Origin of the sequence: Streptomyces sp. NPDC001933, assembly GCF_042890955.1 — a bacterium.
In the GTDB taxonomy this organism is placed as follows: domain Bacteria; phylum Actinomycetota; class Actinomycetes; order Streptomycetales; family Streptomycetaceae; genus Streptomyces.
This window is the reverse complement of the sequence record NZ_JBIASS010000001.1, coordinates 815,864-840,325: the sequence shown is the minus strand read 5'-3', so window position 1 is coordinate 840,325 and position 24,462 is coordinate 815,864. Positions and strand designations below refer to the sequence as shown.

General features: G+C 71.0%; 20 protein-coding genes. 4 read left to right on the top strand and 16 right to left on the bottom strand.

The annotated features are described in order from the left end of the window. Positions 1-304: 304 nt before the first annotated feature. From ACFYY7_RS03725 to rsmH, 16 genes are all read right to left on the bottom strand, one after another. Positions 305-1,435, bottom strand: coding sequence for a DivIVA domain-containing protein (locus ACFYY7_RS03725; protein WP_351257586.1), 1,131 nt, complete (start codon positions 1,433-1,435; stop codon positions 305-307). A 49-nt stretch (positions 1,436-1,484) separates the two neighbouring features. Continuing rightward, positions 1,485-1,769 carry a YggT family protein gene (locus ACFYY7_RS03720; RefSeq protein WP_266736718.1) on the bottom strand — a complete coding sequence of 95 codons (285 nt, stop codon included), beginning with the start codon at positions 1,767-1,769 and terminating at the stop codon, positions 1,485-1,487. A gap of 70 nt (positions 1,770-1,839) precedes the next feature. Then, positions 1,840-2,457 (bottom strand): cell division protein SepF, encoded by a 618-nt coding sequence (locus ACFYY7_RS03715; protein ID WP_136206845.1) that lies wholly within the window; start codon positions 2,455-2,457, stop codon positions 1,840-1,842. A gap of 126 nt (positions 2,458-2,583) precedes the next feature. After that, positions 2,584-3,303: a YggS family pyridoxal phosphate-dependent enzyme gene (locus tag ACFYY7_RS03710; RefSeq protein ID WP_388656539.1), complete on the bottom strand. Its 720-nt coding sequence runs from the start codon at positions 3,301-3,303 to the stop codon at positions 2,584-2,586. Positions 3,304-3,309: 6 nt separating this feature from the next. Next, on the bottom strand, positions 3,310-4,050 hold the full coding sequence (gene pgeF / locus ACFYY7_RS03705; protein ID WP_388656537.1) for a peptidoglycan editing factor PgeF: 741 nt from the start codon (positions 4,048-4,050) through the stop codon (positions 3,310-3,312). After that, positions 4,047-5,264, bottom strand: coding sequence for a cell division protein FtsZ (gene ftsZ, locus ACFYY7_RS03700; protein ID WP_266736724.1), 1,218 nt, complete (start codon positions 5,262-5,264; stop codon positions 4,047-4,049). Before ftsZ ends, pgeF begins: the two co-directional genes overlap by 4 nt. 277 nt (positions 5,265-5,541) lie before the next feature. Further along, positions 5,542-6,336, bottom strand: a complete 795-nt coding sequence (locus ACFYY7_RS03695; protein WP_388656533.1) for a cell division protein FtsQ/DivIB — start codon at positions 6,334-6,336, stop codon at positions 5,542-5,544. Positions 6,337-6,386: 50 nt separating this feature from the next. Further along, positions 6,387-7,481, bottom strand: coding sequence for an undecaprenyldiphospho-muramoylpentapeptide beta-N-acetylglucosaminyltransferase (murG, locus tag ACFYY7_RS03690; RefSeq protein WP_388656530.1), 1,095 nt, complete (start codon positions 7,479-7,481; stop codon positions 6,387-6,389). 6 nt (positions 7,482-7,487) lie between these two features. After that, a complete protein-coding gene (ftsW, locus tag ACFYY7_RS03685; protein WP_388656528.1) occupies positions 7,488-8,945 on the bottom strand; it encodes a putative lipid II flippase FtsW in 1,458 nt (485 codons plus the stop codon). A 43-nt stretch (positions 8,946-8,988) separates the two neighbouring features. Further along, positions 8,989-10,422, bottom strand: a complete 1,434-nt coding sequence (murD, locus tag ACFYY7_RS03680; protein ID WP_388656525.1) for a UDP-N-acetylmuramoyl-L-alanine--D-glutamate ligase — start codon at positions 10,420-10,422, stop codon at positions 8,989-8,991. Beyond that, the gene (gene mraY, locus ACFYY7_RS03675; protein WP_388656522.1) at positions 10,404-11,474 is read right to left on the bottom strand and encodes a phospho-N-acetylmuramoyl-pentapeptide-transferase; all 1,071 of its coding nucleotides are present in this window, start codon (positions 11,472-11,474) and stop codon (positions 10,404-10,406) included. Before mraY ends, murD begins: the two co-directional genes overlap by 19 nt. Then, positions 11,471-12,877: a UDP-N-acetylmuramoyl-tripeptide--D-alanyl-D-alanine ligase gene (murF, locus tag ACFYY7_RS03670; protein ID WP_388656519.1), complete on the bottom strand. Its 1,407-nt coding sequence runs from the start codon at positions 12,875-12,877 to the stop codon at positions 11,471-11,473. The genes mraY and murF overlap by 4 nt, the downstream gene beginning before the upstream one ends. A gap of 4 nt (positions 12,878-12,881) precedes the next feature. After that, the gene (locus ACFYY7_RS03665; RefSeq protein WP_388656516.1) at positions 12,882-14,609 is read right to left on the bottom strand and encodes a UDP-N-acetylmuramoyl-L-alanyl-D-glutamate--2,6-diaminopimelate ligase; all 1,728 of its coding nucleotides are present in this window, start codon (positions 14,607-14,609) and stop codon (positions 12,882-12,884) included. Positions 14,610-14,627: 18 nt separating this feature from the next. Continuing rightward, a complete protein-coding gene (locus ACFYY7_RS03660; RefSeq protein ID WP_388656513.1) occupies positions 14,628-16,607 on the bottom strand; it encodes a penicillin-binding transpeptidase domain-containing protein in 1,980 nt (659 codons plus the stop codon). Positions 16,608-16,611: 4 nt separating this feature from the next. After that, on the bottom strand, positions 16,612-17,190 hold the full coding sequence (locus ACFYY7_RS03655) for a septum formation initiator family protein (RefSeq protein WP_388656510.1): 579 nt from the start codon (positions 17,188-17,190) through the stop codon (positions 16,612-16,614). A 52-nt stretch (positions 17,191-17,242) separates the two neighbouring features. Continuing rightward, a complete protein-coding gene (gene rsmH / locus ACFYY7_RS03650) occupies positions 17,243-18,208 on the bottom strand; it encodes a 16S rRNA (cytosine(1402)-N(4))-methyltransferase RsmH (RefSeq protein ID WP_388656507.1) in 966 nt (321 codons plus the stop codon). Between the two features lie 380 nt (positions 18,209-18,588). On the opposite strand from rsmH, the gene ACFYY7_RS03645 reads away from it, so the two are divergent. The 4 genes from ACFYY7_RS03645 to ACFYY7_RS03630 all read left to right on the top strand — a co-directional run bounded on the left by ACFYY7_RS03645 (position 18,589) and on the right by ACFYY7_RS03630 (position 24,314). After that, positions 18,589-19,152 carry a beta-class carbonic anhydrase gene (locus ACFYY7_RS03645; protein WP_388656505.1) on the top strand — a complete coding sequence of 188 codons (564 nt, stop codon included), beginning with the start codon at positions 18,589-18,591 and terminating at the stop codon, positions 19,150-19,152. Positions 19,153-19,396: 244 nt separating this feature from the next. Next, positions 19,397-20,443 carry a MoxR family ATPase gene (locus ACFYY7_RS03640; protein ID WP_351257549.1) on the top strand — a complete coding sequence of 349 codons (1,047 nt, stop codon included), beginning with the start codon at positions 19,397-19,399 and terminating at the stop codon, positions 20,441-20,443. Beyond that, the gene (locus ACFYY7_RS03635; protein WP_388656502.1) at positions 20,443-21,819 is read left to right on the top strand and encodes a DUF58 domain-containing protein; all 1,377 of its coding nucleotides are present in this window, start codon (positions 20,443-20,445) and stop codon (positions 21,817-21,819) included. The genes ACFYY7_RS03640 and ACFYY7_RS03635 overlap by 1 nt, the downstream gene beginning before the upstream one ends. Further along, on the top strand, positions 21,816-24,314 hold the full coding sequence (locus ACFYY7_RS03630; RefSeq protein WP_388656499.1) for a DUF3488 and DUF4129 domain-containing transglutaminase family protein: 2,499 nt from the start codon (positions 21,816-21,818) through the stop codon (positions 24,312-24,314). The genes ACFYY7_RS03635 and ACFYY7_RS03630 overlap by 4 nt, the downstream gene beginning before the upstream one ends. Positions 24,315-24,462 lie beyond the last annotated feature (148 nt).

Below are 24,462 nucleotides of genomic sequence, written 5' to 3'. Positions count from 1 at the left end.
GGACTGGTGTCCAGCCGGGCCCTCCTGCTGTCCCCTCGACTTCCCAGCCTGTCCCCTCGACTTCCCAGCACCGCTTTCAGCCCGCCCCGGCGCCGCTTTTCAGCCCCTCCGGCGATTGAGGAGCGGGGTCTGGGGCAGAGCCCCAGGTTCGGGAAGGGGCGGGTAGGGGAACAGCCCCGCGCAGCGCCCCCACGCCCCACCCGCAGCCCCGCACCCGCACAGCAAAAGGGCCGGGCCCCAGGGAAATCCCCGGGGCCCGGCCCTCAGCCTGCCGACGGCTACGCGCTCACCGCGCGCACCCGGCTCAGTTGTCGTCCTCGTCGATCAGGAACCCACGCATCGGCGAAGGAGCCTGCTGCATCGGCTGCGGCGCCTGCGGCCGCACCGGCGCCATCGGCTGGGTCATCGCCGGCGACATCTGCTGCTGGCCGCCGTACGAGGGCCCACCGCCCATGGACGGGTTGCCGCCCATCGGCTGGTTGCCGTGGTTGCCGCCCATGGTGTGGCCCATGGCACCCGCACCGGCCGGAGCCAGCGAGGGCGACGGCGGCAGCGAAGCGGTCGCCGGGGTCCGCGGCGGAGCCAGCGAGTCGTCCGCCTGGGTCTCCAGCTGCCGCAGCTGGCTCTCCAGGTAGGACTTCAGACGGGTCCGGTACTCACGCTCGAAGCCACGCAGATCCTCGACCTTGCGCTCCAGCGTCGCGCGGGCCGACTCCAGCGAGCCCATCGCCACGCGGTGCTTCTCCTGAGCGTCCCGCTCCAGGGCGTCCGCCTTGGCACGCGCGTCCCGCTCCAGACCCTCGGCGCGGCTGCGCGCCTCGCCGACGATCTTGTTGGCCTCGGAACGGGCCTCCGCGATCGCCTGGTCGGCGGTCTGCTGCGCGAGCGAGAGAACACGGGCGGCGCTGTCGCCACCGGGGCCCTGACCGGGCTGCTGCATCTGCGGCGGCTGCATCTGCTGCATCTGCTGCTGCGGGGCGTGACCGCCCATGGGGCCGCCCATCGGGCCACCCATGGGACCGCCCTGCATCGGGCCGGGGCCGTGCGGGCCCTGCGGACCGGGGCCGTGCTGGCCCTGGGGACCAGGACCGTGACCACTGGGACCGGCGGGCAGCTGCGGAGCGCCACCGGGCAGCTGGGGGGGACCCATCTGCGGGGGCTGCTGCTGGACCGGCGGACCCGATATGGCGGCGGGCACAGGCGCCCCGGGCCGGTCCTGCGGCTCCGGCTTGCGCATGCCCTGCTGCTGGTTCTGCGCGGCGGCACGCGTGGCAGCGGCCAGCTTCGCGCGCAGGTCCTCGTTCTCACGGAGCAGGCGGGTCAGCTCGGACTCGACCTCGTCGAGGAAGGCATCGACCTCGTCCTCGTCATAGCCTTCTCGGAGGCGGACGGTCGTGAACTGCTTGTTCCGCACGTCCTCAGGAGTCAGCGGCATCTCTTCTTCACCTCTACGTAGTCGTCGGCAGTCGGCAAGACCGTATCGCTCACAGCCTGATCACGACGTTGATCAGGATGTAGACGATGATCATCAGAACGAAGAAGGACAGGTCGAGTGCCACGCTCCCGAGACGCAGCGGCGGGATGAACCGCCGCAGAAGCTTGAGCGGTGGATCGGTGACAGTGTAGGTGGCCTCAAGTATGACCACCATCGGCTTGCCGGGCTGCCATGAACGCGCGAACTGGAAGACGTAGTCCATGACCAGCCGGAAGATCAGCACGATGAGGAAACACATCAGCGCGATATAGACAACCTGCAGTGCGACGCCCATTTCGCGCTTCCCTCTCCCCTGGCTCTCGTAGCTCCGGCCTCGCGGCCGGGTTGTTCCCGGTGTCGTGTTCTCAGCTCTGGTTGAAGAATCCGCCCTCAGCGATACGGGCCTTGTCCTCCGCCGTGACATCGACGTTAGCAGGCGACAACAGGAACACCTTCTGCGTCACGCGCTCAATGCTGCCATGGAGTCCGAAGACGAGTCCTGCGGCAAAGTCGACAAGTCGCTTTGCATCCGTATCGTCCATCTCCGTGAGATTCATGATCACCGGAGTGCCCTCACGGAAGTGTTCCCCGATGGTACGGGCCTCGTTGTAGGTCCTGGGGTGCAGCGTGGTGATGCGGTAGGGCTCCCGCTCGGACACGACCTTGGGCATGATCACCGGTGCGTTCTTCTCCATGTTCGGGCGTTCAGGTGTGATGGATGCCACGGGTGCGATCCGGGCGGGTCGCTCTCTCTCCACCGGGATCTGAACCGGCTCCCGCTGCGCGGGAGGCTGCACCGCTCGTACCGGTTCGTCCCGTTCCCGGTCCCGCTCCACCTGATGCGCGGGCTGGTGCCGCCGCCGGTCGCGCTCGGGCTCCGGCTCGGGTTCGAATTCGTCGTCGGGGTCGAACCCCGGACCGTCGTACCCATCGTCCTCCACGAGGCCGAGGTAGACCGCCATCTTGCGCATCGCGCCGGCCATGCTCTGAGTCCTCCGCTCTGTGGTGGATCGGCATCTGTCACCAAGTGCCCCGCGATCCACTGAGGCCTGCCCGCCATAGGCGGGAATGACCATATTTTCTGCTGTGGTCCGACCTGCTTGGCGACGTTACCCGAGCCCGGGTCGGACTCCGAGTACCGCCGTACCGACGCGCACATGTGTCGCTCCGGCCGCAACCGCGTCCTCGAGGTCCGCGCTCATCCCTGCAGAGACCATGTTCGCAGCCGGATGGTTCCCGCGCAGGCGGGATGAGAATTCCATCAGCCGGTCGAAGGCGGCCCGTTGGCGTCCCGCGTACGGTCCGGCGAGCGGCGCGACGGTCATCAGGCCGCCGAGCCGCAGCCCCGGCGCGGATTCGACCGCGGCGGCCAACTCGTCGATTCCGTCCGGCGCGACGCCGCCCCGGTCGCCCCGTTCGCCGCTCTCCGCGTCGAGCGCCACCTGGATGAGGCAGCCGAGTTCACGCCCTTCGCGTTCGGCGGCCGCCGAGAGGGCCGTGACCAGTCTGGCCCGGTCCACCGACTGCACGACATCGGCATAACTCGCCACAGAACGAACCTTATTCGTCTGCAATTGACCGACAAAGTGCCACGTGAGCGACAGATCCGCACATTCGGCTGCTTTGGGTGCGGCGTCCTGGTCACGATTCTCCGCGACATGACGTACACCCAGTTCGTGCAGAATCCGCACATCGCTCGCGGGATAGGTCTTGGTGACCACGATGAGGGTCACTTCTTCCCGCTCGCGACCGGCGGCGGAACAGGCGGAAACGATGCGTTCCTCCACCCGCGCCAGATTTTCGGCGAGTTGAGCCTTACGGTCCGTCATGCCCTATCAGTCCAACCAGACATATCCGGCGAGCCGCCCGGTGGTGCGGTCGCGGCGGTACGAGAAGTGATCGCCCGATTCGAGGGTGCAGACCGGCGAGGCCTGCCGGTCCTCGATGCCGAGTGCTTCGAGCTGGGCATGGACCCCGGCGGTGACGTCCACGGCCGGAGTGCCCCAACTGGTCTCGGACCAGGCGGCCGGGACGCTCTTCGCGACCTCGGCGCGCATCTCGGCCGGGACTTCGTAGCACCGACCGCAGACCGCGGGCCCGGTGCGGGCAACTGTCCGGGAGGGGTCGGCGCCGAGTCCGGTCATGGCCTCGACCACGGCGGGGACGACCCCGGCGACCAGGCCGGGACGGCCCGCGTGCGCCGCAGCCGCGATCCCGGCGACCGGGTCGGCGAGCAGTACGGGGGTGCAGTCGGCGGTGAGCACGGCGAGGGGGAGCCCGCGCCGGGCGGTCACCACCGCGTCCACCGCGGGGATCTGCGAAGCGTCCCCCCACGGCCCTTCGACGACCGCAACGTCCCGCCCGTGCACCTGGTTCATCCACACGACCCGCGCCGGGTCCAGGCCGAGGCCCCGGGCGGCGCGTTCGCGATTGGCCAGAACGGCGGCGGGGTCGTCTCCGACCGCGCCGCCGAGGTTGAGCTCCTCGTACGGAGCGGCGCTCACTCCGCCCCACCTGTCGGTGAAGGCGAAGTGCGCGCCGCCCGTCGAGGACAGTGCGTGGTGCTGAGCTATCACTTCAAGAAGTCCGGGACATCCAGCTCTTCGGCCTGCGAGTCCTGGTACGCGGGACGGGCCGGCGGGACGTGCGGCGGCGCGACCGGCGGCAGGTGGCTCTCGCTCACCACCGGTACGGGCTCCGCCTGGACCGGCGGCTCCTCGCGGATGGGCACGGAGCCCAGTCCACCGGCCTGACGCACCGGCTCCGGAGTCCGGACCGGCGCGGCGGGCTCGTCGCGCTTGGCCGAGTTGGCGCCCAGCACGTTCTCGCGACGGGCCGGCGGCTGTCCGCCGTCGAAGCCCGCGGCGATCACGGTGACCCGCACCTCGTCGCCCAGCGCGTCGTCGATGACCGCGCCGAAGATGATGTTCGCCTCGGGGTGCGCCGCCTCGCTCACCAGCTGGGCGGCCTCGTTGATCTCGAAGAGACCGAGGTCGCTGCCGCCGGAGATGGAGAGCAGGACACCGCGGGCGCCGTCGATGGACGCCTCCAGGAGCGGCGAGGAGATCGCCATCTCCGCGGCGGCCACCGCGCGGTCGTCGCCACGGGCCGATCCGATGCCCATGAGTGCCGATCCGGCCTCGGACATGACCGACTTGACGTCGGCGAAGTCGAGGTTGATCAGACCCGGGGTGGTGATGAGGTCGGTGATGCCCTGGACACCCGACAGCAGCACCTGGTCGGCCGACTTGAACGCGTCGAGCACGCTGACCTGGCGGTCCGAGATGGACAGCAGTCGGTCGTTGGGAATGACGATGAGAGTGTCGACCTCTTCGCGGAGTTCGGCGATGCCGTCCTCCGCCTGGTTCGCGCGTCGCCGGCCCTCGAAGGTGAACGGGCGGGTGACCACGCCGATCGTCAGGGCGCCGAGCGAGCGCGCGATGTTGGCGACGACGGGTGCGCCGCCGGTGCCGGTGCCGCCGCCTTCTCCGGCGGTGACGAAGACCATGTCGGCCCCCTTGAGGACCTCCTCGATCTCCTCACGGTGGTCCTCTGCCGCCTTGCGACCGACTGCCGGGTTGGCGCCGGCGCCAAGGCCGCGGGTGAGTTCACGACCGACGTCGAGCTTGACGTCGGCGTCGCTCATCAACAGGGCTTGCGCATCAGTGTTGATCGCGATGAACTCGACGCCCTTGAGACCGACCTCGATCATTCGGTTGATGGCATTGACACCACCGCCGCCGACACCGATGACCTTGATGACTGCGAGGTAGTTCTGCGGTGCTGCCACGTCGAAGGCCTCTCGCCTCGAGTTACGTGTCGTCGCTTCGCGGTAGTCCCGCCGCGACGACGGATGCCGATTGGGACGGTCCGAAACGCCGACCCAAACCCTAACGTTGAAGTTTAGGGTTACCAGTGTGTCTGTTTCATGGACTCTTCCGAACAGGACACTAAGTCGACAAGTGGCGCACGTTCAACGAACACGCCGAACCTCCCGTTTTTCTTTTCACCCTATGTGATCACCCGTAGCGCTGACCAACCAGGGTGCTGGCCAGGCCAAATGTGCGTCAACTGCCCGACACAGAAGGGGCAGTGGGTGCACTCACGTCGAAGTGTCCCGCTTTGGGAGCGGCTTTCATGAGAGCGGTGAGAACTCTTGCCTTCACCGGACCCGCTTCGCCGCTGCCCCAGATCACCGTTCGCCCCCGGGTGAGCCGCAGGGAGATCGAGTCGTACGAGGTGACCCGCACGACCTCGGTGTCCTTGGCGACGCCGCCCGGGAGTTCGCCCGCGACCCGGACCGCTTCCCGCACCAACCGGTCACTGCCGAAACGGCGCAGACTCGCGGACTGATCAGGTTTCAGTTCCAGCAGAGGTACGCGTCCGGGCGATTTGTCCACCGTTGCGAAATGCACGCCTTTCGCGTCCACTTCAATGAACTTCGCACCCTTTTTGACCAACAGGACCGGCTGTCGTTCTGTCACCTTAAGTCCGATTCCGTGCGGCCATGACCGTACGACATCCACGGAGTCGATACGAGGCAACTTCTGGCGCAACCGATCGGCGATGGCGTCGGTGTCGACGGAGATCAGCGGGGCGCCGATCGGGACCGCCGCGGCGGCCTCCACCTCGGCCGGCGTCAGTACGTCGACACCGGTGGTCCTGACCTGTTCGGCCCGGAACCAGGAGGAGCCGTAGAGCGCCCAGACGGCGCCGGAGGCGAGCAGCAGCACGAGGACGCCGATCACGATCAGCGTTCTGCGGCTGGGCAGTCGCCGCCCTTCGGAGCGCGGACGCGGCGGGCGGGCCGGGGAGTTCTCCTGCTGCGCTGCTCCGCGCTGGGCGGTCGTCGGTCCGGCCACGCTCGCTCCTTATGCCGGGTCCGGGGGCGCCGCCCCCGGACCCGTCCGCCTCACGCGCCTCGGCGTGCGGCAATCGCCTCGTACACCATGCCGACGAGCAGGTCGTCGGCGTCCCGGCGGCCGAACTCGGCGGCGGCGCGGGACATCTCGTACAGCCGGTGCGGATCCGCGAGCACCGGGAGGACGTTGCCCTGCACCCACTCGGGGGTGAGCGCCGCGTCGTCCACCAGCAGACCGCCGCCGGCGTTGACCACCGGCTGGGCATTGAGCCGCTGTTCGCCGTTGCCGATGGGCAACGGGACATAGGCGGCAGGGAGCCCGACAGCGGAGAGTTCGGCGACGGTCATCGCGCCGGCACGGCAGAGCATCATGTCGGCCGCGGCGTACGCGAGATCCATCCGGTCCACGTACGGTACCGGGATGTAGGGCGGCATCCCGGGCATGTTGTCGACACGCGGCAATTCGTTCTTCGGTCCGACCACGTGCAGGATCTGGATGCCGGAGCGCTGCAGCAGCGGGGCGACCCGCTGCACCACCTCGTTGAGGTGGCGGGCGCCCTGCGAGCCGCCGGAGACCAGCAGCGTCGGCAGGTTGGGGTCGAGACCGAACGCGGCACGCGCCTCGGGGCGGACCCGGGCCCGGTCCAGGGTGGCGATGGTGCGACGCAGCGGGATGCCGATGTAGCGGGCACCGCGCAGCTTGCTGTCGGGGGTGGAGACGGCGACGCCGTGGGCGTACCGCGAACCGATCTTGTTGGCCAGGCCGGGACGGGCGTTGGCCTCGTGGACGACGATCGGCACCCCGGCCCGCTTGGCGGCGAGGTAGCCGGGCAGGGCGACGTAGCCGCCGAAGCCGACGACGCAGTCCGCGTTGGTGCGTTCCAGGATCTGCTCGGCGGCCTTGATGGTGCCGCGCAGCCGTCCCGGGACGGTGATCAGTTCCGGGGTGGGCTTGCGCGGCAGCGGCACGGCCGGGATCAGGGCGAGTTCGTACCCCCGCTCGGGTACGAGCCTGGTCTCGAGTCCGCGCTCCGTGCCGAGGGCAGTGATTCCCACGGTCGGGTCCTGCCTGCGCAGGGCGTCCGCGAGGGCAAGCGCGGGCTCGATGTGGCCGGCGGTCCCCCCACCGGCGAGTACGACATGCACCGAAATTCACCGCTCTCCGGACGGACGCTTCTTGACGCGCCGTCTCATCGTCTTCCATCTCACCCCGGGCCTCCGCATGGCCAGGGCCGCCTTCGCTGCGGGATCCTCTCGCGCGAACGCGATCAGCAGCCCGACGGCGAACATGGTCGGCAGCAGGGCCGATCCTCCGTAGGAGAACAGCGGGAGCGGGACTCCGGCGATCGGCAGCAGGCCGAGCACCGCACCGATGTTGATCACGGCCTGCACCGTGATCCAGGTGGTCACACCTCCCGCGGCGTACCTCACGAAGGGGTCCTCCGTGCGTCCGGCCACGCGGATACCCGCATAGCCTAGAGCCGCGAAGAGGGCGAGTACTGACAGCGTCCCCGCCAACCCCAGTTCCTCCCCGGTGATGGCGAAGATGAAGTCGGTGTGCGGTTCAGGTAGTTGGCCCCATTTTTCCACACTCGCACCGAGCCCGGAACCGAACCATCCGCCGGACGCCAGAGCATAGATGCCGTGCACCGCCTGCCAGCAGGAGTCCCCCGGTCCGGGCTCGCTGGCGCCGATGCAGGCGAGCCTGGACATCCGGTTCGGACTGGTCTTGATCAGCACGAAGGCGATCAGTGCAACAAAGCCGAGCACTCCGCCGAAGAGCCGGGTGGGTGCCCCGGCCAGCCAGAGCAGTCCGAACAGGATCGCGGTGAGAATGATCGCAGTTCCCATGTCGCCGCCGAGCATGATCAGCCCGAGGAGCATGAAGGCGACCGGGACGAGCGGGACGAGCAGGTGCTTCCACTGGGTCAGCAGCCGTTTGTCCTGTTTGCGGGCGAGCAGGTCCGCGCCCCACAGGACCAGGGCGAGTTTGCCGAACTCACTGGGCTGGAGCTGGAAGGGGCCGCCCAGGTAGAGCCAGTTCTGGTTGCCGTTGACCGACATCCCTATCCCCGGCACCTGGACCAGCACCATCAGGAAGACGGTGCCCATGAGCAGCGGGTAGGCGAACGCCCGGTGCAGTTTGGCGGGCATCCGGGCGGCGAGCGCCATCAGTCCGGCGCCGATGACGGCGGCCAGGAACTGTTTGCGGAAGAAGTAGGTGCCCGGTTTGTCGAGTTCCAGCGCCTTGATCATCGACGCGGAGTAGACCATCACCAGGCCGAGCACGGTGATCAGCAGGCCGGCGCCCAGGATCAGGTAGTACGCGGTCAGCGGGCGGTCCCAGGCCCGGCGCACCCGCTCGTACATCCCCCGCAGGCTCCCGCGGGGGGAACGGGGCGCACGGGAACCGCCGGTGCGCCCCTTGGAGCGGGGCGCCGAGGGGCGCCGGGAGCCGACGGCCGGCCGGACTCTGAGGGCGGGGGCGAACGGCGCCGTGGTGCCCGCACCCGCTCCCGCGAGCAGGGGTGGGGCGATTGCCCGGCTGATCGCCGCGGTGGCCCGTGAGCGGCCCCCACGGGGCCGCGCGGAGCTCTCTTCGGCCGGCATCGTCGCTGTCCCCTCCACTGCTCGTGCGCGGAGGCCGGGCCCGTCAGGCGCTCTCGGCAGCGAGTGCGCGGACCGCGTCCGCGAACGCCTCGCCCCGCTTGTTGTAATTGACGAACATGTCCATCGAGGCGCAGGCCGGGGCCATCAGTACGGTGTCTCCCGGCCGGGCGAGCCGTGCCGCCTCGCGGACCGCCTCGGACATCGCCCCAGTGTCGGTCCGGTCGAGGTCGACCACCGGGACTTCGGGGGCGTGTCGCGTGAGGGCTTCCCGGATCAGTTCCCGGTCCCGGCCGATCAGCACGACGCCCCGCAGCCGCCCGGCGGCGCCGGTCACCAGCTCGTCGAAGGCGGCCCCCTTGGCCAGGCCCCCGGCGATCCAGACGATCGGGTCGTAGGCCGCCAGGGATGCTTCGGCGGCATGGGTGTTGGTGGCCTTGGAGTCGTCGACGTACGCGACCTGCGCGACGTTCGCGACGTGCTCGATGCGGTGCGGGTCGGGGCGGAAGGCCCGCAGTCCGTCGCGTACGGCCGCGGGCTCGACGCCGAAGGCGCGGGCCAGGGCCGCGGCCGCGAGGGCGTTGGCGATGTTGTGCGGGGCGGGCGGGTCGATGTCCTTGACCTCGGCGAGCTCCTGGGCCTGCTTCTGCCGGTTCGCCACGAAGGCGCGGTCGACGAGGATGCCGTCGACGACGCCCAGTTGGGACGGGCCCGGGGTGTTCAGGGTGAAGCCGATGGCCCGGCAGCCCTCCTCCACGTCGGCCTCGCGGACCAGGTCCTCGGTCGCCGGGTCGGCCGCGTTGTAGACGCAGGCGACGCGGTTGCCCTCGTAGATCCGGCCCTTGTCCGCGACGTACGCGGCCATGGAGCCGTGCCAGTCGAGGTGGTCCGGGGCCAGGTTGAGGACGACGGCGGAGTGGGCGCGCAGCGAGGGCGACCAGTGCAGCTGGTAGCTGGACAGCTCGACGGCGAGTACGTCGTACTCCTCGTCGCCGAGGACGGCGTCCAGGAGGGAGACGCCGATGTTGCCGACGGCCGCGGTGCGCAGCCCGGCCGCTTCCAGGATCGAGGCGAGCATCCGTACGGTCGTGGTCTTGCCGTTGGTGCCGGTGACCGCGAGCCAGGGGGCCGCGCCGGGGCCCCGCAGCCGCCAGGCGAGTTCGACGTCGCCCCAGACGGGGACGCCCGCCTCGGCGGCTGCGGTGAAGAGCGGCTTGTCGGGCTTCCAGCCCGGGGTGGTGACGATGAGCTCGGTGGACTCGGGCAGGGTCGCCCCGTCGCCGAGGCGCACGGTGATGCCCTGCGCCTCCAGCTCCGCGGCCTGCGTGCGGGAACGCTCGTCGTCCCCGTCGTTGACCACGGTGACGACGGCTCCGAGGCCGTGCAGCACCTTGGCCGCCGGGATTCCGGAGACTCCGAGTCCCGCGACGGTGACGTGCTTGCCCTGCCAGTCCTGGTTGCTCACTTGTCGGCTGCCCATCCCGCGTAGAAGAGTCCGAGTCCGACGATCACGCACATGCCCTGGATGATCCAGAAGCGGACCACGACAAGGACTTCGGACCACCCCTTGAGTTCGAAGTGGTGCTGGAGCGGCGCCATTCGGAAGACCCGCTTGCCGGTCATCTTGAAGGAACCGACCTGGATGACCACGGACATGGTGATCATCACGAAGAGGCCGCCGAGGACGGCCATCAGGAACTCGGTGCGGGAGCAGATCGCCAGACCGGCGAGGGCGCCGCCGAGGGCGAGCGAGCCGGTGTCGCCCATGAAGATCTTGGCGGGCGAGGTGTTCCACCACAGGAAGCCGAAGCAGGCGCCCATCAGCGCGGAGGCGACGACCGCGAGGTCGAGCGGATCTCGTACCTCGAAACAGGCGTTGGGGTTGGTCAGGGTGTCCGCGTTGGCGCAGGACTCCTGGAACTGCCACAGCCCGATGAAGGTGTACGCGCCGAAGACCATCACCGAAGCGCCGGTGGCCAGGCCGTCCAGACCGTCCGTCAGGTTCACGCCGTTGGACATGGCCAGGATCATGAACAGCGCCCAGACGACGAACAGCACCGGGCCGATCGACCAGCCGAAGTCCGCGACGAACGACAGCTTGGTGGAGGCCGGGGTGTTGCCGCGGGCGTCGGCGAACTGGAGCGAGAGCACCGCGAAGGCGATGCCCACGATCAGCTGGCCGGCCATCTTCGCCTTGGCCCGCAGACCCAGCGAACGCTGCTTGACGATCTTGATGTAGTCGTCGAGGAAGCCGACGAGGCCCATGCCGGCCATCAGGAAGAGCACCAGCACGCCGGAGAATCGCATCTCCTCGCCGGTGATCAGCTTCGCCGCGACGTACGCGATGATCGTCGCCAGGATGAAGGCAATGCCGCCCATGGTGGGCGTGCCCTTCTTGGACCCGTGGGTACGCGGGCCGTCGTCCCGGATGAACTGCCCGTATCCCTTGCGGGCGAGCAGCTTGATCAGCAGCGGAGTTCCGACCAGGGTCAGGAAGAGCCCGATGGCCCCCGCGAAGAGGATCTGCCTCATCGGCCGGCGACCTCGCCCTCGGACGCGTTCTCCAGCAGTGCCATGGCGACCTGCTCCAGGCCGACCGACCGGGACGCCTTCACCAGCACGACGTCTCCCGGGCGCAGTTCACTGCGCAACAGGTCGACCGCGGCCTGTGCGTCGGACACGTGCACCGACTCCTCACCCCACGAACCCTCGTTGTATGCGCCCAGTTGCAGCCAGGAGGCTTCTCTGCCCCCGACCGCGACGAGCTTGCTGACGTTGAGCCGGACGGCGAGCCGTCCGACCGCGTCGTGCTCGGCGAGCGAGGCGTCGCCGAGCTCGGCCATCTGGCCGAGCACCGCCCACGTACGCCGGCCCTTCCCCATGGCGGCCAGCGCGCGCAGCGCGGCTTTCATGGATTCGGGGTTCGCGTTGTAGGCGTCATTGACGAACGTCACGCCGTCCGGACGCTCGGTGACCTCCATGCGCCAGCGGGAGAGGGTGCCCGCCTCGGAGAGCCCTTCGGCGATCTCGTCTGCGGACAGGCCCAACTCATGGGCGACGGCGGCCGCGGCGAGCGCGTTCGACACGTGGTGCTCACCGTACAGGCGCATGGTCACGTCGCTGCACCCGGTGGGTGTGTGGAGCCGGAAAGCGGGGCGTCCGTCGTCGGTGAGACGGACGTTCTCGCCCCGTACGTCCGCATCCGCGGCTTCGCCGAAGAACAGCACCCGGGCCTTCGTGCGGGAGGACATGGCGCGTACGAGCGGGTCGTCGGCGTTGAGTACGGCGGTGCCGTCCTCGGGCAGCGACTCGACCATCTCGCCCTTGGCCTGGGCGATCTGCTCGCGGCCGCCGAATTCGCCGATGTGGGCGGTGCCCACGTTGAGGACGAGGCCGACGCGGGGCGGGACGAGGCCGGTGAGGTAGCGGATGTCGCCGATGTAGCGTGCGCCCATTTCGAGGACGAGGTGGCGGGTGTCCTCGGTGGCGCGCAGCGCGGTGAGCGGCAGGCCGATCTCGTTGTTCAGGTTGCCCGCCGGGTAGACGGTGGGCCCCTTGCGTTCGAGCAGCTGGGCGATGAGGTCCTTGGTGGAGGTCTTGCCGGCCGAGCCGGTGAGGGCGACGACGGTGGTGCCGAGGCGGCCCACGACGGCTCGGGCGAGCGCGCCGAGCGCGGCCACGACGTCGTCGACGACGATCGCCGGAACACCGACGGGGCGGGTGGCCAGCACGGCTGCCGCGCCCGCCTCGACGGCGCGCTGCGCATAGTCGTGGCCGTCGACCCGCTCACCGGCGAAGGCGGCGAACAGGCTGCCTTGCTCCACCTCTCGGGAGTCGATGACGACCGGCCCGCTGACGGTTGCTGCCGGATCGGGTATGTCGTGCGACTGCCCGCCGACGATTTCGGCGATCTCGGCGAGGGAAAGGGTGATCACTTGGTCATCCCTGACTGTTGTTCTCGTGGGTGTGGGCGCGGTGGCCGGCGCTCTCGGTGCGCTCGTGCCCCAGGGACCGTTCGATGGCCGCGCGCAGGACCACGCGGTCGTCGAAGGGGCGTACCACGCCATGGATGTCCTGGCCCTGCTCGTGGCCCTTGCCGGCGATCAGCACGGTGTCACCGGGCTGGGCGCGGGCCACCGCGGCGGCGATGGCGGCGGCCCGGTCGGCGTCGACCAGGACGTCGCCCCGCTCGTGGACGGGCACCTCGGCGGCGCCCGCGAGCATGGCGGCGAGGATTCCGAGGGGGTCCTCGGAACGGGGGTTGTCGGAGGTCAGCACGGCCGTGTCGGCGAGGCGGGCGGCCGCCGCGCCCATCGGGCCGCGTTTGGTCGTGTCACGGTCGCCGCCGCAGCCGAGGACGATGTGCAGCCTGCCCTCGGTGACCGTCCGCAGGGAACGCAGCACGGATTCGACGGCGTCGGTCTTGTGCGCGTAGTCGACGACCGCGAGGTACGGCTGTCCGGCGTCGACGCGCTCCAGCCGGCCGGGGACGCCCGGGACCGCCGCGACGCCGTCGGCCGCGATCTGCGGGTCGATGCCCGCGACGGCGAGCGTGACGATCGCGGCCAGGGTGTTGGCGACGTTGAACGGGCCGGGCAGCGGGGCGCGGGCGGCGATCCGCTCGTCCTTGGGGCCGACGACGGTGAACGTGGAGCCGAGCGGCCCGAGTTCGACGTCCTCGGCGCGCCAGTCGGCGTCCGGGTGGCCCTCGGCGGAGAAGGTGACGACCGGGACGGACGCCTCGGTGATCAGCCTGCGGCCGTACTCGTCGTCGAAGTTGACGACGCCCTGCCGGCTGCGGCCGGGGGTGAAGAGCTGTGCCTTGGCCTGGAAGTAGTCCTCCATCCCGGAGTGGAACTCCATGTGTTCCGGGCTGAGGTTGTTGAAGACCGCGACGTCGAAGACGCAGCCGTCGACCCGGCCGAGCACCAGGGCGTGGCTGGAGACCTCCATGGTCACCGAGTCGACGCCGCGCTCGCGCATGACGGCGAAGAGGGCTTGCAGATCGGTGGCTTCGGGGGTGGTGCGCTCGGACTTGATGCGCTCGTCGCCGATCCGCATCTCCACCGTGCCGATGAGCCCGGTGGCCCGCCCGGCGCCACGGAAGCCGCCCTCGACGAGGTAGGCGGTGGTGGTCTTGCCGGACGTTCCGGTGATGCCGATCTGGAGGAGACCGGTGCCGGGCCGTCCGTAGATCTCCGCGGCGAGCTCGCCCATCCGGCCGCGCGGGTCCTCGGTGACCAGCACCGGAAGTCCGGTGGCGGCGGCGCGCTCGGCGCCCGCCGGGTCGGTGAGGATCGCCGCCGCGCCGAGACCGGCCGCCTGGGCGGCGAAGTCCGCGCCGTGGAAGCGGGCGCCCGGCAGGGCCGCGTAGACGTCGCCGGGACGTACCGCCCGGGAGTCGTGGGTGATGCCGGTGACTTCGCCGGTTCCCGGCGGCTCGACGCCCAGGCGGGCTGCCAGTTCGCCGAGCGGGGTCGGCCCGATCCGGTCCGGACGGGGCGCTCCCGGGTAGTTCACAGGGGCGGCCTTCTGGGTGGTTTGGGACTGATCAGCGTGGGGCACGGCGGTGAGCGTACCGGGCGAACCCGGCCTCTCGCGAAGTGAGGGGCCGGGGTTCTGGTAGTTCCCGTTCCGGTTCCCGGGATCGGGCGTGATGGTTGTCACTGGATGGTTTCCCCGAGTTCACTCGCCGGGATCGAAGGACACCGGCAGCCGGGCTGGCTTGCTGCCGGACGGTGGGGTCTGGAGGGTCTTGAGTGCGAACTCCATGACCTGCTTGTAGATCGGACCGCAGATCTGGCCGCCGAAGTAGCTGCCCTTGGTCGGGTTCTGGATCGCGCAGTAGACGGTGATCTGCGGGTTGTCGGCGGGCGCGAAGCCCGCGAAGGACGCGGTGTACCCGTGGTAGCCGCCGCGCACCGGATCGACCCGGTTGGCCGTACCGGTCTTGCCCGCCACCCGGTAGCCCGGGATCTTGGCCTTCGTGCCGGTGCCCTCCTCGTCGCCGACCACCGATTCCAGCATGGTGGCGAGCGTCTTGGCGGTCTTCGCGCTGACCACCCTGGTCCGCTCGGGCGGGGCGGCGGCCTGGAAGCGGCCGTCGGCGTCCTTGGTGCCGCGTACCAGAGTGGGTGCGACACGGACCCCGTCGTTGGCGATCGTCGAGTAGATGGAGGCGGCCTGCATGGCGTTGAGCGAGAGGCCCTGGCCGAACGGGATCGTGTACTGCTGCGAGGTCGACCAGTCCTTGGGCTTGGCGAGGATGCCGGGGGTCTCGCCCGGGTAGTCGAGACCGGTCGGTGAGCCGATCCCGAACTTGCGCAGGTAGGAGTAGAGGACCTTGTTGGCCTCGGCCTGCGTCTTCCCCAGCTCGCCGGTGGCCAGGATGGTGCCGATGTTGCTGGACTTGGCGAGTACGCCGTTGAGCGTCAGGTACCAGGTGGGGTGGTCGATGTCGTCCTTGAAGAGCCGGTCGCCGCGGTGCAGCCGGTTGGGGACGGTGACGTGGGTGCCGGGGGTGGCGGCGCCCTCCTCCAGCACCGCGGCCATGGACATGACCTTGCTGGTGGAGCCGGGCTCGTAGACGTCCTGGAGGGCCGCGTTGCCCAGCGTCGCCGCGTCGGCCTGCGAGAGGTCGTTGGGGTCGAAGCCGGGGGCGTTGGCCATGGCGAGGACCTCGCCGGTCCTGGTGTTCTGGACGACCACGTAGCCGCGGTCGGCCTTGGACTTCTTCACCTGGTCGGTGATGGCCTGCTGGGCGGCCCACTGGATGTCCCGGTCGATGGTCAGCTCGATGTCGGCGCCGGGGACGGCGGGGACCTCCTCGGTGCCCGCGGTGGGCACCCGGCGGCCGCCTGCCTGGGCGTACCTGATCTTGCCGTCCTCGCCCGCGAGCTCCTTGTCCAGCTGCGATTCGAGGCCGCCCGCGCCCTTGCCGTCGGCGTTGACGTAACCCAGTATCCCGGCGGCGAGACCCCCGTTGGGGTAGACCCGCTTGGTGGTCGCCTCCTGGAAGACGCCGGCCAGCACATTGGCTCCGGGGCCGCCGTTCGCCCGGTCCTTGCCCGCCTTCTCCGCGAAGACGGACTTGAGGTCCTTGATCTGGTTCCAGACCTGCGGGGTCTGCCGGCGGGCCAGGACGACGTAGCGCCCCTTCTGGGACAGCTTCCGGGTCAGCTCGGTGGCATCGGCGCCGAGGATCGGGGCGAGGAGCGCCGCCGCCTGCTGGGGCGCGTCGGGGGCCTTGCTGAACCCGGGCGTGAACATCGAGGGGTCGGCGGTGATGTTGTACGCGTCGACGCTGGTGGCCAGGGCGATCCCGCTGCGGTCGGTGATCTCGCCGCGCTCGGCGGAGATCGTGTAGCTGAGGTAGCGGTTCTCCTCGGCCTTGGCCGAGTACGCGGCGGCGTCGACGGCCTGGACCTGGAGCAGCCGGACGACGAACGCCAGCATGACGAGCGTCAGGGCGAGGCTGACCAGGCGGAGCCGGGGGCGCGGGCTGCCGAGCCGCAGCGGGGTCGTACTCCGGTTGCGGGGCGCGCGGGGGCGTGGTGCCGGGGAGGAGCGGCGGGCGGCGGGGCGGGAGCGCCCCTGGCCGCCCGCGGCGCTGCGCGGGCGTGCGGGGCCGGGTACCCGGCGGCGCGGTGGTTCCTTGGGCGGCACTGTGTCACCTGCCGGGGCTCGTCGGGGGCTGGTCTGCCGGGGTACGCGTCCCGGCGGGCGGGGTCGCGGAGGTGCTGGGCCGCGCGGCGGCGCCCGAAGGCGTGGCCGATGCCGACGGAGCGGGCGGGGCCGGGGCGGTGGACCGGGGCCGGGTGCCCGCGGCGGGGGGCGCCGCCGGCGCACTGCTCTTCGGGGCCGGCGGCGGGGCGGGCTCGGCGGTGGTCTCGGCGGGTACGCCGCGGACCGTGCCGTCCGGGTTCAGGAAGGCGGGGCTGCCGCCGGGCACCATGCCCAGCTCGCGGGCGCGCCGCTCCAGGGCGTCCGGCTTGGAGTAGTTGTCGACGTCGTGCTGGAGGGCCTGTTCCTCGTCGGTGAGCTCCGTGGTCCGCTTCTTCAGCTCGCTCAGCCGGAACGACCCTTCGTTGAGGGCCGAGTTGAGCACCAGGAGTGTGATCAGGCCGCCGCCGAGCAGCACCACGACCAGCAGCACGAAGGGTGTACGGGCCGCTTTGCTGGGCCCGGACGGCATCAGCCGGGCGAGCCGCGCGGCACGCCCTTTCAACTGCCCGGCCGGTCCGCTCACCGCGCAGCCGCCCCGCACGTCACCGGTTTCCGGGTTCCCGGACGCCGGGCTCTCATCGTTCCTCCTCGCGGATCCGCTGGGCGCCGCGCAGCCGGGCGGGGGCGGCCCGCCGGTTCTCGGCGACCTCCTCCTCGGTGGGCAGCTCCGCGCCACGGGTCAGCAGCTTCAGCCGGGGCTGGTAGCGCTCGGGGACGACCGGCAGTCCGGGCGGCGCCGTGGTGGCGGCGCCCGCCGCGAACACCTGCTTGACCAGCCGGTCCTCCAGCGAGTGGTACGAGAGGACCGCGATCCGGCCGCCGACCGCGAGGCTCTGGACGGCCGCCGGAATGGCCCGCTCCAGGACGCTGAGCTCGCCGTTGACCTCGATGCGCAGTGCCTGGAAGGTCCGCTTGGCGGGGTTGCCGCCGGTGCGCTTGGCCGCCTGGGGCAGCGAGTCGCGGATCAGCTCGACGAGCCGGGCGCTGTTGCTGAACGGCTCCTTCTCGCGCTCGCGCACGATCGCGGAGACGATCCGCTTGGCCTGCTTCTCCTCGCCGTACGCGCGCAGGATCCGTACCAGCTCGCCCGGCGGGTAGGTGTTGAGCACCTCGGCCGCGCCGATGCCGGTCGTCTGGTCCATCCGCATGTCGAGCGGGGCGTCCTGGGCGTACGCGAATCCACGGTCGGCCTCGTCCAGCTGCATGGAGGAGACGCCGAGGTCGAACAGGACGCCCTGGACCTTGGGGATGCCGAGCCTGTCGAGCACCTCGGGCAGTTCGTCGTACACCGCGTGCACCAGGGTGGCCCGGTCGCCGTACGGGGCGAGCCGCTCGCCGGAGAGCCGCAGCGCCTCCTTGTCCCGGTCCAGCCCGATCAGCCGTACGGAGGGGAAGGAGGCGAGCAGCGCCTCGCTGTGTCCGCCGAGGCCGAGGGTGCAGTCGACGACCACGGGCGCCTGCGGGCCCGGCGCCTCCAGAGCCGGGGCCAACAGGTCCAGGCATCGCTGGAGCATCACCGGGACGTGTCGGCTCTGGCTCATGCGCCCTCTCAGGCTCAGGTCCCGTGTGGCCGCACGTACGGCCTGGTCCCCGCCCGCTCAGAAGGGGAGGCGGGCCGGCGCCGGGGAAGGGGCGTCGGCCGACCGCGAGCGGGAGAGGGCCGGGCCCGTACGTACGCCGCACACACAGGGGAAATCTTCGGAATGTGCAGGGTGTCGGTAACTTCCCGTCACTTTAGTCCACCCTGCCATTCGATCGATTCCCGAGCAATCAACCCGGCAGCGCGTCGCCGGGCCCCCTGTTCACCCGCTCGACGCAACGACTGTGAAGCTTGTGGGTTACCTCACAACAAGCCTCGTTGACGTTCTTTGTCCCTTCTCACAGCGCTACGGGAGCAGGTGCGGGAGCTAACGTCATAGCCATGTCGACTTCCGCGCACTCCCCCGTCAGGCCCTCCGCGACCGATGCCGACCAGGCCCGTTCCGGGGGCACGGTCACCGATCGACTCGTCGAGGCGAACGTCCGGTACGCCGCCGGCTTCGAAGACCCGGGCATGGACGCCAAGCCGGTGCTGCGCGTCGCCGTGGTCGCCTGCATGGACGCCCGGCTCGACCTGCACGACGCACTCGGCCTGGCGCTCGGCGACTGCCACACCATCCGCAACGCGGGCGGCGTGGTCACCGACGACGTGATCCGTTCGCTGACCATCAGCCAGCGGGCCCTCGGCACGCGCAGCGTCATACTGATCCACCACACCAACTGCGGCCTGGAATCGATCACCGAGGAATTCCGCCAGGAGCTGGAGGCGGAGGTCGGCCAGCGTCCGGTCTGGGCGGTCGAGGCGTACAAGGACGCCGACCAGGACGTACGGCAGTCGATGCAGCGCGTGCGCACCTCGCCGTTCCTGTTGCACACCGACGACGTCCGCGGCTTCGTCTTCGATGTGACCACCGGCCTGCTGCGAGAGATCCTTCCCGCCTCCTGACGTCCCGGACGCCACCTCCCAGGAACCGAAAACCCCACCGAAACCGGCATTTCGCCCCCAGTTGTCCACAGGCAAGTGACACGAAGCGGTAACGGCAACAAGAATGCGCGTGTGACATCCCGCCGGACGTGTCCGAGGGGGTGTCCCTGTTTCGGGGTGGGCCGGACCGCTGCGTGCGCGTCGGCCCGTGAATGGGGTACCCCACCGCTCCAGGTGAGCGTGGGGCAGGGCCGAGGAGGGCCGGGTGACGACCTATGACGATCGAGCGAGCCTCACAGATCTGACCACGACCGCGGAGCGGGTGCGCAGGTCGGTGGAGAGTGTGATCGAGGGCAAGCCTGAGGTCGTACGGCTTTCGCTGACCGTACTGCTGGCGGAGGGGCATCTCCTCATCGAGGACGTCCCCGGGGTCGGCAAGACGATGCTGGCCAAGGCGCTGGCACGGTCCATCGACTGCTCGGTGCGGCGCATTCAGTTCACACCGGACCTGCTGCCCTCGGACATCACCGGTGTGTCCATCTTCGACCAGCAGCGGCGTGACTTCGAATTCAAGCCGGGTGCGATCTTCGCCCAGATCGTGATCGGCGACGAGATCAACCGTGCCTCGCCGAAGACCCAGTCGGCGCTGCTGGAATCCATGGAGGAGCGCCAGGTCACCATCGACGGGCACAGCTACGAGCTGCCCGACCCGTTCATGGTGGTGGCCACGCAGAACCCGGTGGAGATGGAAGGCACCTATCCGCTGCCCGAGGCCCAGCGCGACCGGTTCATGGCGCGGGTCTCGATCGGCTATCCGAGTGCGGACGCCGAGCTGCGGATGCTCGACGTGCACGGCGGCCTCCCGCCGCTCGACGACCTTCAGCCGGTGGCGCACGCCCACGACATCGTGAAGCTGATCGACGCGGTGCGGACGGTCCACGTGGCCGACGCCGTGCGGCGGTACGCGGTGGAGCTCGTCGCGGCCACCCGCAGCCATCCCGATCTCCGGCTCGGCGCCTCGCCGCGGGCCACCCTTCACCTGCTGCGCGCGGCGAAGGCCTCCGCGGCGCTGAGCGGCCGGGACTACTGCCTGCCGGACGACGTGCAGGCGCTGGCGGTCGCGGTGCTCGCGCACCGGCTGCTGCCGACGGCACAGGCCCAGCTCAACCGCCGTACCGCCGAGCAGGTCGTGCTGGAGATCCTCCAGCAGACACCGGTTCCGACCGCGGGCGGCGCCACCCAGGTGCAGCCGCAGCATCAGCCGGGCCGGGCGGCGTACGGCCGGCAGCAGCCCGGCGCACGGCGGGTGTGATGGCCGCCGGGGGGCAGGCCGCAACGGACGACGGCGGCGAGAAGGGCGCTCTGCGGGCGGCTCTGAGCGGGCTGACCACGCGTGGGCGGTCCTTCCTGGCCGCCGGTATCGCCGCGGCGGTCTGCGCCTATGTGCTCGGGCAGGCGGATCTGCTGCGGGTCGGGCTGCTGCTCGCCGCGCTGCCGATGGTCTGTGTGGTGGTGCTCGTCCGCACCCGCTACCGGGTCGCGGGCACCCGGCGGCTCTCGCCGTCCCGGGTCCCGGCGGGCTCGGAGGCGCGGGTCCACCTGCGGATGGAGAACGTGTCGCGGATGCCCACCGGGCTGCTGATGCTTCAGGACCGGGTGCCCTACGTTCTCGGGCCGCGGCCCCGGTTCGTGCTGGACCGGGTGGAGGCGGGCGGCCGCCGCGAGGTGTCCTACCGGGTGCGGTCGGATCTGCGCGGGCGCTATCCGCTCGGGCCGCTGCAACTGCGGCTGAGCGACCCCTTCGGCATGTGCGAGCTGACCCGTTCGTTCAGCGCGTACGACACCCTCGTCGTCATTCCGCGGACCGAGCCGCTGCCGCCGGTGCGGCTGGCCGGCGAGGCCGCGGGGTACGGCGAGGGGCGGCAGCGGTCGCTGGCGCTGGCCGGTGACGACGACGTGATTCCGCGCGGCTACCGGCACGGCGACGATCTGCGCCGGGTCCACTGGCGCTCGACCGCGCGCTACGGCGAGCTGATGGTGCGCCGCGAGGAGCAGCCGCAGCGGGCCAGGTGCACGGTGCTGCTGGACACCCGGCGGATCGCCTACCAGGGGGCGGGGCCCGACTCCGCCTTCGAGTGGGCGGTGTCCGGGGCCGCGTCCGCGCTGGTGCACATGCTGGAGCGCGGCTTCGCCGTCCGGCTGCTGACCGACGACGGGAACGCGGTGCCGGGCGAGGGCATGGGCGGTTTCGCCGGATCGACGCAGGAGTCCGCCGACTCGGCGGGTCTGATGATGGACACCCTGGCGGTGGTCGACCACTCCGACGGCAGCGGTCTGTCACGCGCGTACGACGTGATGCGCGGCGGCAACGAGGGGCTGCTGATCGCGTTCTTCGGTGATCTGGACGAGGAGCAGGCGGCGGTGGCCGCGCGCATGCGGCAGCGCAGCGGCGGCGCCGTCGCGTTCGTGCTGGACAGCACGGACTGGGTACAGGGCGAAGTCCCGCCCGCCGGGGCGGAAGCGGCGACCGAGCGGCGGCTGCGGCTGCTGCGGGAGTCGGGGTGGACGGCCGTGGCGGTTTCGCCCGGGACCGGGCTCGCCCGGTACTGGCAGCAGGCGGGGCACCAGGGTGTGGCGGTGCAGTCCGCCACCGGCGGCACGACGGGTTTCTCCGGGGGATGGTCATGAGCGGTCGTGGTCGGCTGGCACTGTGCGCCTTTGCGGCAACGCTGATGGCGGCGGCCTCGATGCTGCCGCTGGTGGAGCCGGCCGGGTGGATCCTGCAGGCGGCGTTCCTGCTGGCGGTCCAGAGCGGAATGGGGGCGCTGGTCCGCCGGGCGCCCGTTCCCCGCGTGCTGGTCGTCGGGGCACAGGCGCTGGTCATGCTGGTCCTGCTGACGGTGGTGTTCGCCAGGCAACAGGCGATGGCCGGTCTGCTGCCCGGCCCGGAGGCCGTCCAGCGGCTCGCGCATCTGCTGACGTCGGGCACCGAGGACGTCAGCAGGTATGCCGCCCCCGCTCCTGTGACGGACGGCATCCGGCTGATACTGATCGGCGGTGTGCTGCTGGTCGGTCTGGCGGTGGACGCCCTCGCCGTGACGTTCCGCAGCGCCGCCCCGGCCGGCCTGCCGCTCCTCGCGCTGTACTCGGTGGCCGCTGGGCTGTCCGGGGGCGGGGCCGACTGGCTCTGGTTCCTGCTGGCGGCCGGTGGCTATCTGCTGCTCCTGCTGGCCGAGGGGCGGGACCGGCTCTCCCAGTGGGGGCGGGTCTTCACCGGCGCGGCCACCAGGTCCCCGGGAGGTCCGGCGGTCGGTGCGGCGCTCTCGGGCAGCCGGCCGACGGCCCCGGTCCGTACCGGGCGGCGCATCGGCGCGCTGGCGCTGGGCGTCTCGCTGATCGTCCCGGCGGCACTGCCCGCGCTCGAGGGCGGAATGCTGTTCGGCACGGGCGGCGGCGGGGGCGGCAAGGGTGGCGGCGGCACGATCTCCGCGGTGAACCCGCTGGTCTCGTTGCAGGACAACCTGAACCAGCCGGAGGACCGGCAGGTGATGTCCTACCGCACCAATTCCGGTGCCCCGCAGGACTTCTATCTGCGGATTCTGGCCCTGGACCAGTTCAACGGGAGCGAGTGGCGGCCCTCCACGCGCCGGCTGAAGGACGTGCCCGAGCGGCTCCCGCAGCCGGAGGGCCTCGGCCCGGACGTGGCGGTCACCGAGATCACGTCGAACATCTCCGCGTCCCGTTCGTACCAGCAGACCTATCTGCCGCTCCCCTACCCGGCGACCGAGGTCACGATCAGCGGGCGCTGGCGGTACGAACCGGTGGGGCGGACGCTCGTGGGCGACCGCGGCGAGACGACCCGCGGTGCGCAGTACCGGGTCTCCAGTCTGATGGTCGAACCGACCGCCGAGCAGCTCGCCGGGGCGGGCCCCGCGCCGGCCGCTCTGCGGCGCGAGTACACCCGCGTTCCCGGCTCGCTGCCGAAGGTGGTCGAGGAGACCGCGGACCAGGTGACCAGGGGCGCCGCCAACGATTACGAGCGGGCGGTGAAACTGCAGAACTACTTCGCCTCGGAGGGCGGCTTCAGCTACGACACCTCGGTGAACTCGGGCACCGGAAGCGCGGCGATCAGCCGGTTCCTGAAGGACAAGCAGGGCTTCTGCGTCCACTTCTCCTTCGCGATGGCCGCGATGGCCCGGACGCTGGGCATTCCGGCCCGGGTCGCGGTGGGATTCACCCCCGGCACCGGGCAGTCGGACGGTTCGGTCACGGTGGGGCTGCGTGACGCGCATGCCTGGCCCGAGCTGTACTTCCAGGGTGTCGGGTGGACCCGTTTCGAGCCGACGCCGACGCGGGGCACCACGCCGCCGTACACCCAGCCGGATGCCCCCACGGGCGACACGGACACCCCGGCCCAGCCCGAGAAGGGCCCCTCGGCGGCTCCCTCGATCGCGCCGTCCGTCCCGGACAGCTGCCCGGCGCAGATGCGCAAGCAGGGCGAGTGCGGAAGCCCGGCGGCACAGGGCGCGAAGCCTCCGACGGACTCCGGGACACCGGCGAGCACCGTCGCCGGTGTGGTCCTGCTCGCCGTGGTGATCCTCGCACTGCCCCTGCTGCCGCTGTTCTGGCGGCTGCGGGCACGCAGGCGGAGGCTGGGTCTCTCCGCCGGGCGTACGCCGGTGCGCGGCCGGTCCGCGGTGTCACCGACGGGGCAGGGCGCCACGGGCCGGGGCATCGAGCCGCACCCGCCGTCGCACGCGACGGCCGGAACGCTCGCGGCCTGGCAGGAGATCACCGACACCGCCTGGGACCACGGCATCGAGCCGGACGACTCCCGGACCCCGCGCAAGGCGGCGGACCGGGTGGTGCGGCTGGGCCGGCTCGAACCCGATGCGGCGGAGGCGGTGCACCGGGTGGCCGGGGCGGTGGAGCAGGTGCTGTACGCCCCGGAGCCCCGGGCGAGCGCCGGTCTTGCCGAGGACGTGGAGACGGTACGAGCCGGTCTGCGGGCAGCTGCCGACCGCTTCACCCGGATCCGGGCGATCGTGGCACCGCGCTCGGCCGTTCGGGTGATCTGGGCGGCATCGGAGCGCTGGGCGGCCTTCACCGGCAGGTGCGCTGCGGTGTTCGGCCGCGACCGGTGGGCCGGGTGGCTGCGGCGCCCGTCACGCCAGCAGGGGTGACCGGGGCGACCGGGGGCGTGGCCGCGACGTGACGGTCTGCGGCCCGCCGCCGGTCCCCGCCACGGGGCGGCTCCATCAGCCTTTCCCGGACCGACCGGCGGCTCTATCAGCCTTACCCGGACCGACCCACGGCTCCATCAGCCGTGCC

Excerpts from the sequence above, each read along its gene's own strand:
- ACFYY7_RS03635 (WP_388656502.1), top strand. The coding sequence starts at position 20,443 with ATGGCCGCCGGGGGGCAGGCCGCAACGGACGACGGCGGCGAGAAGGGC.
- ACFYY7_RS03725 (WP_351257586.1), bottom strand. The coding sequence starts at position 1,435 with ATGCCGCTGACTCCTGAGGACGTGCGGAACAAGCAGTTCACGACCGTC.
- ACFYY7_RS03720 (WP_266736718.1), bottom strand. The coding sequence starts at position 1,769 with ATGGGCGTCGCACTGCAGGTTGTCTATATCGCGCTGATGTGTTTCCTC.
- ACFYY7_RS03630 (WP_388656499.1), top strand. The coding sequence starts at position 21,816 with ATGAGCGGTCGTGGTCGGCTGGCACTGTGCGCCTTTGCGGCAACGCTG.
- ACFYY7_RS03645 (WP_388656505.1), top strand. The coding sequence starts at position 18,589 with ATGTCGACTTCCGCGCACTCCCCCGTCAGGCCCTCCGCGACCGATGCC.
- ACFYY7_RS03710 (WP_388656539.1), bottom strand. The coding sequence starts at position 3,303 with ATGACGGACCGTAAGGCTCAACTCGCCGAAAATCTGGCGCGGGTGGAG.
- mraY (WP_388656522.1), bottom strand. The coding sequence starts at position 11,474 with ATGAGGCAGATCCTCTTCGCGGGGGCCATCGGGCTCTTCCTGACCCTG.
- murD (WP_388656525.1), bottom strand. The coding sequence starts at position 10,422 with ATGGGCAGCCGACAAGTGAGCAACCAGGACTGGCAGGGCAAGCACGTC.
- ACFYY7_RS03715 (WP_136206845.1), bottom strand. The coding sequence starts at position 2,457 with ATGGCCGGCGCGATGCGCAAGATGGCGGTCTACCTCGGCCTCGTGGAG.
- rsmH (WP_388656507.1), bottom strand. The coding sequence starts at position 18,208 with ATGAGCCAGAGCCGACACGTCCCGGTGATGCTCCAGCGATGCCTGGAC.
- ftsW (WP_388656528.1), bottom strand. The coding sequence starts at position 8,945 with ATGCCGGCCGAAGAGAGCTCCGCGCGGCCCCGTGGGGGCCGCTCACGG.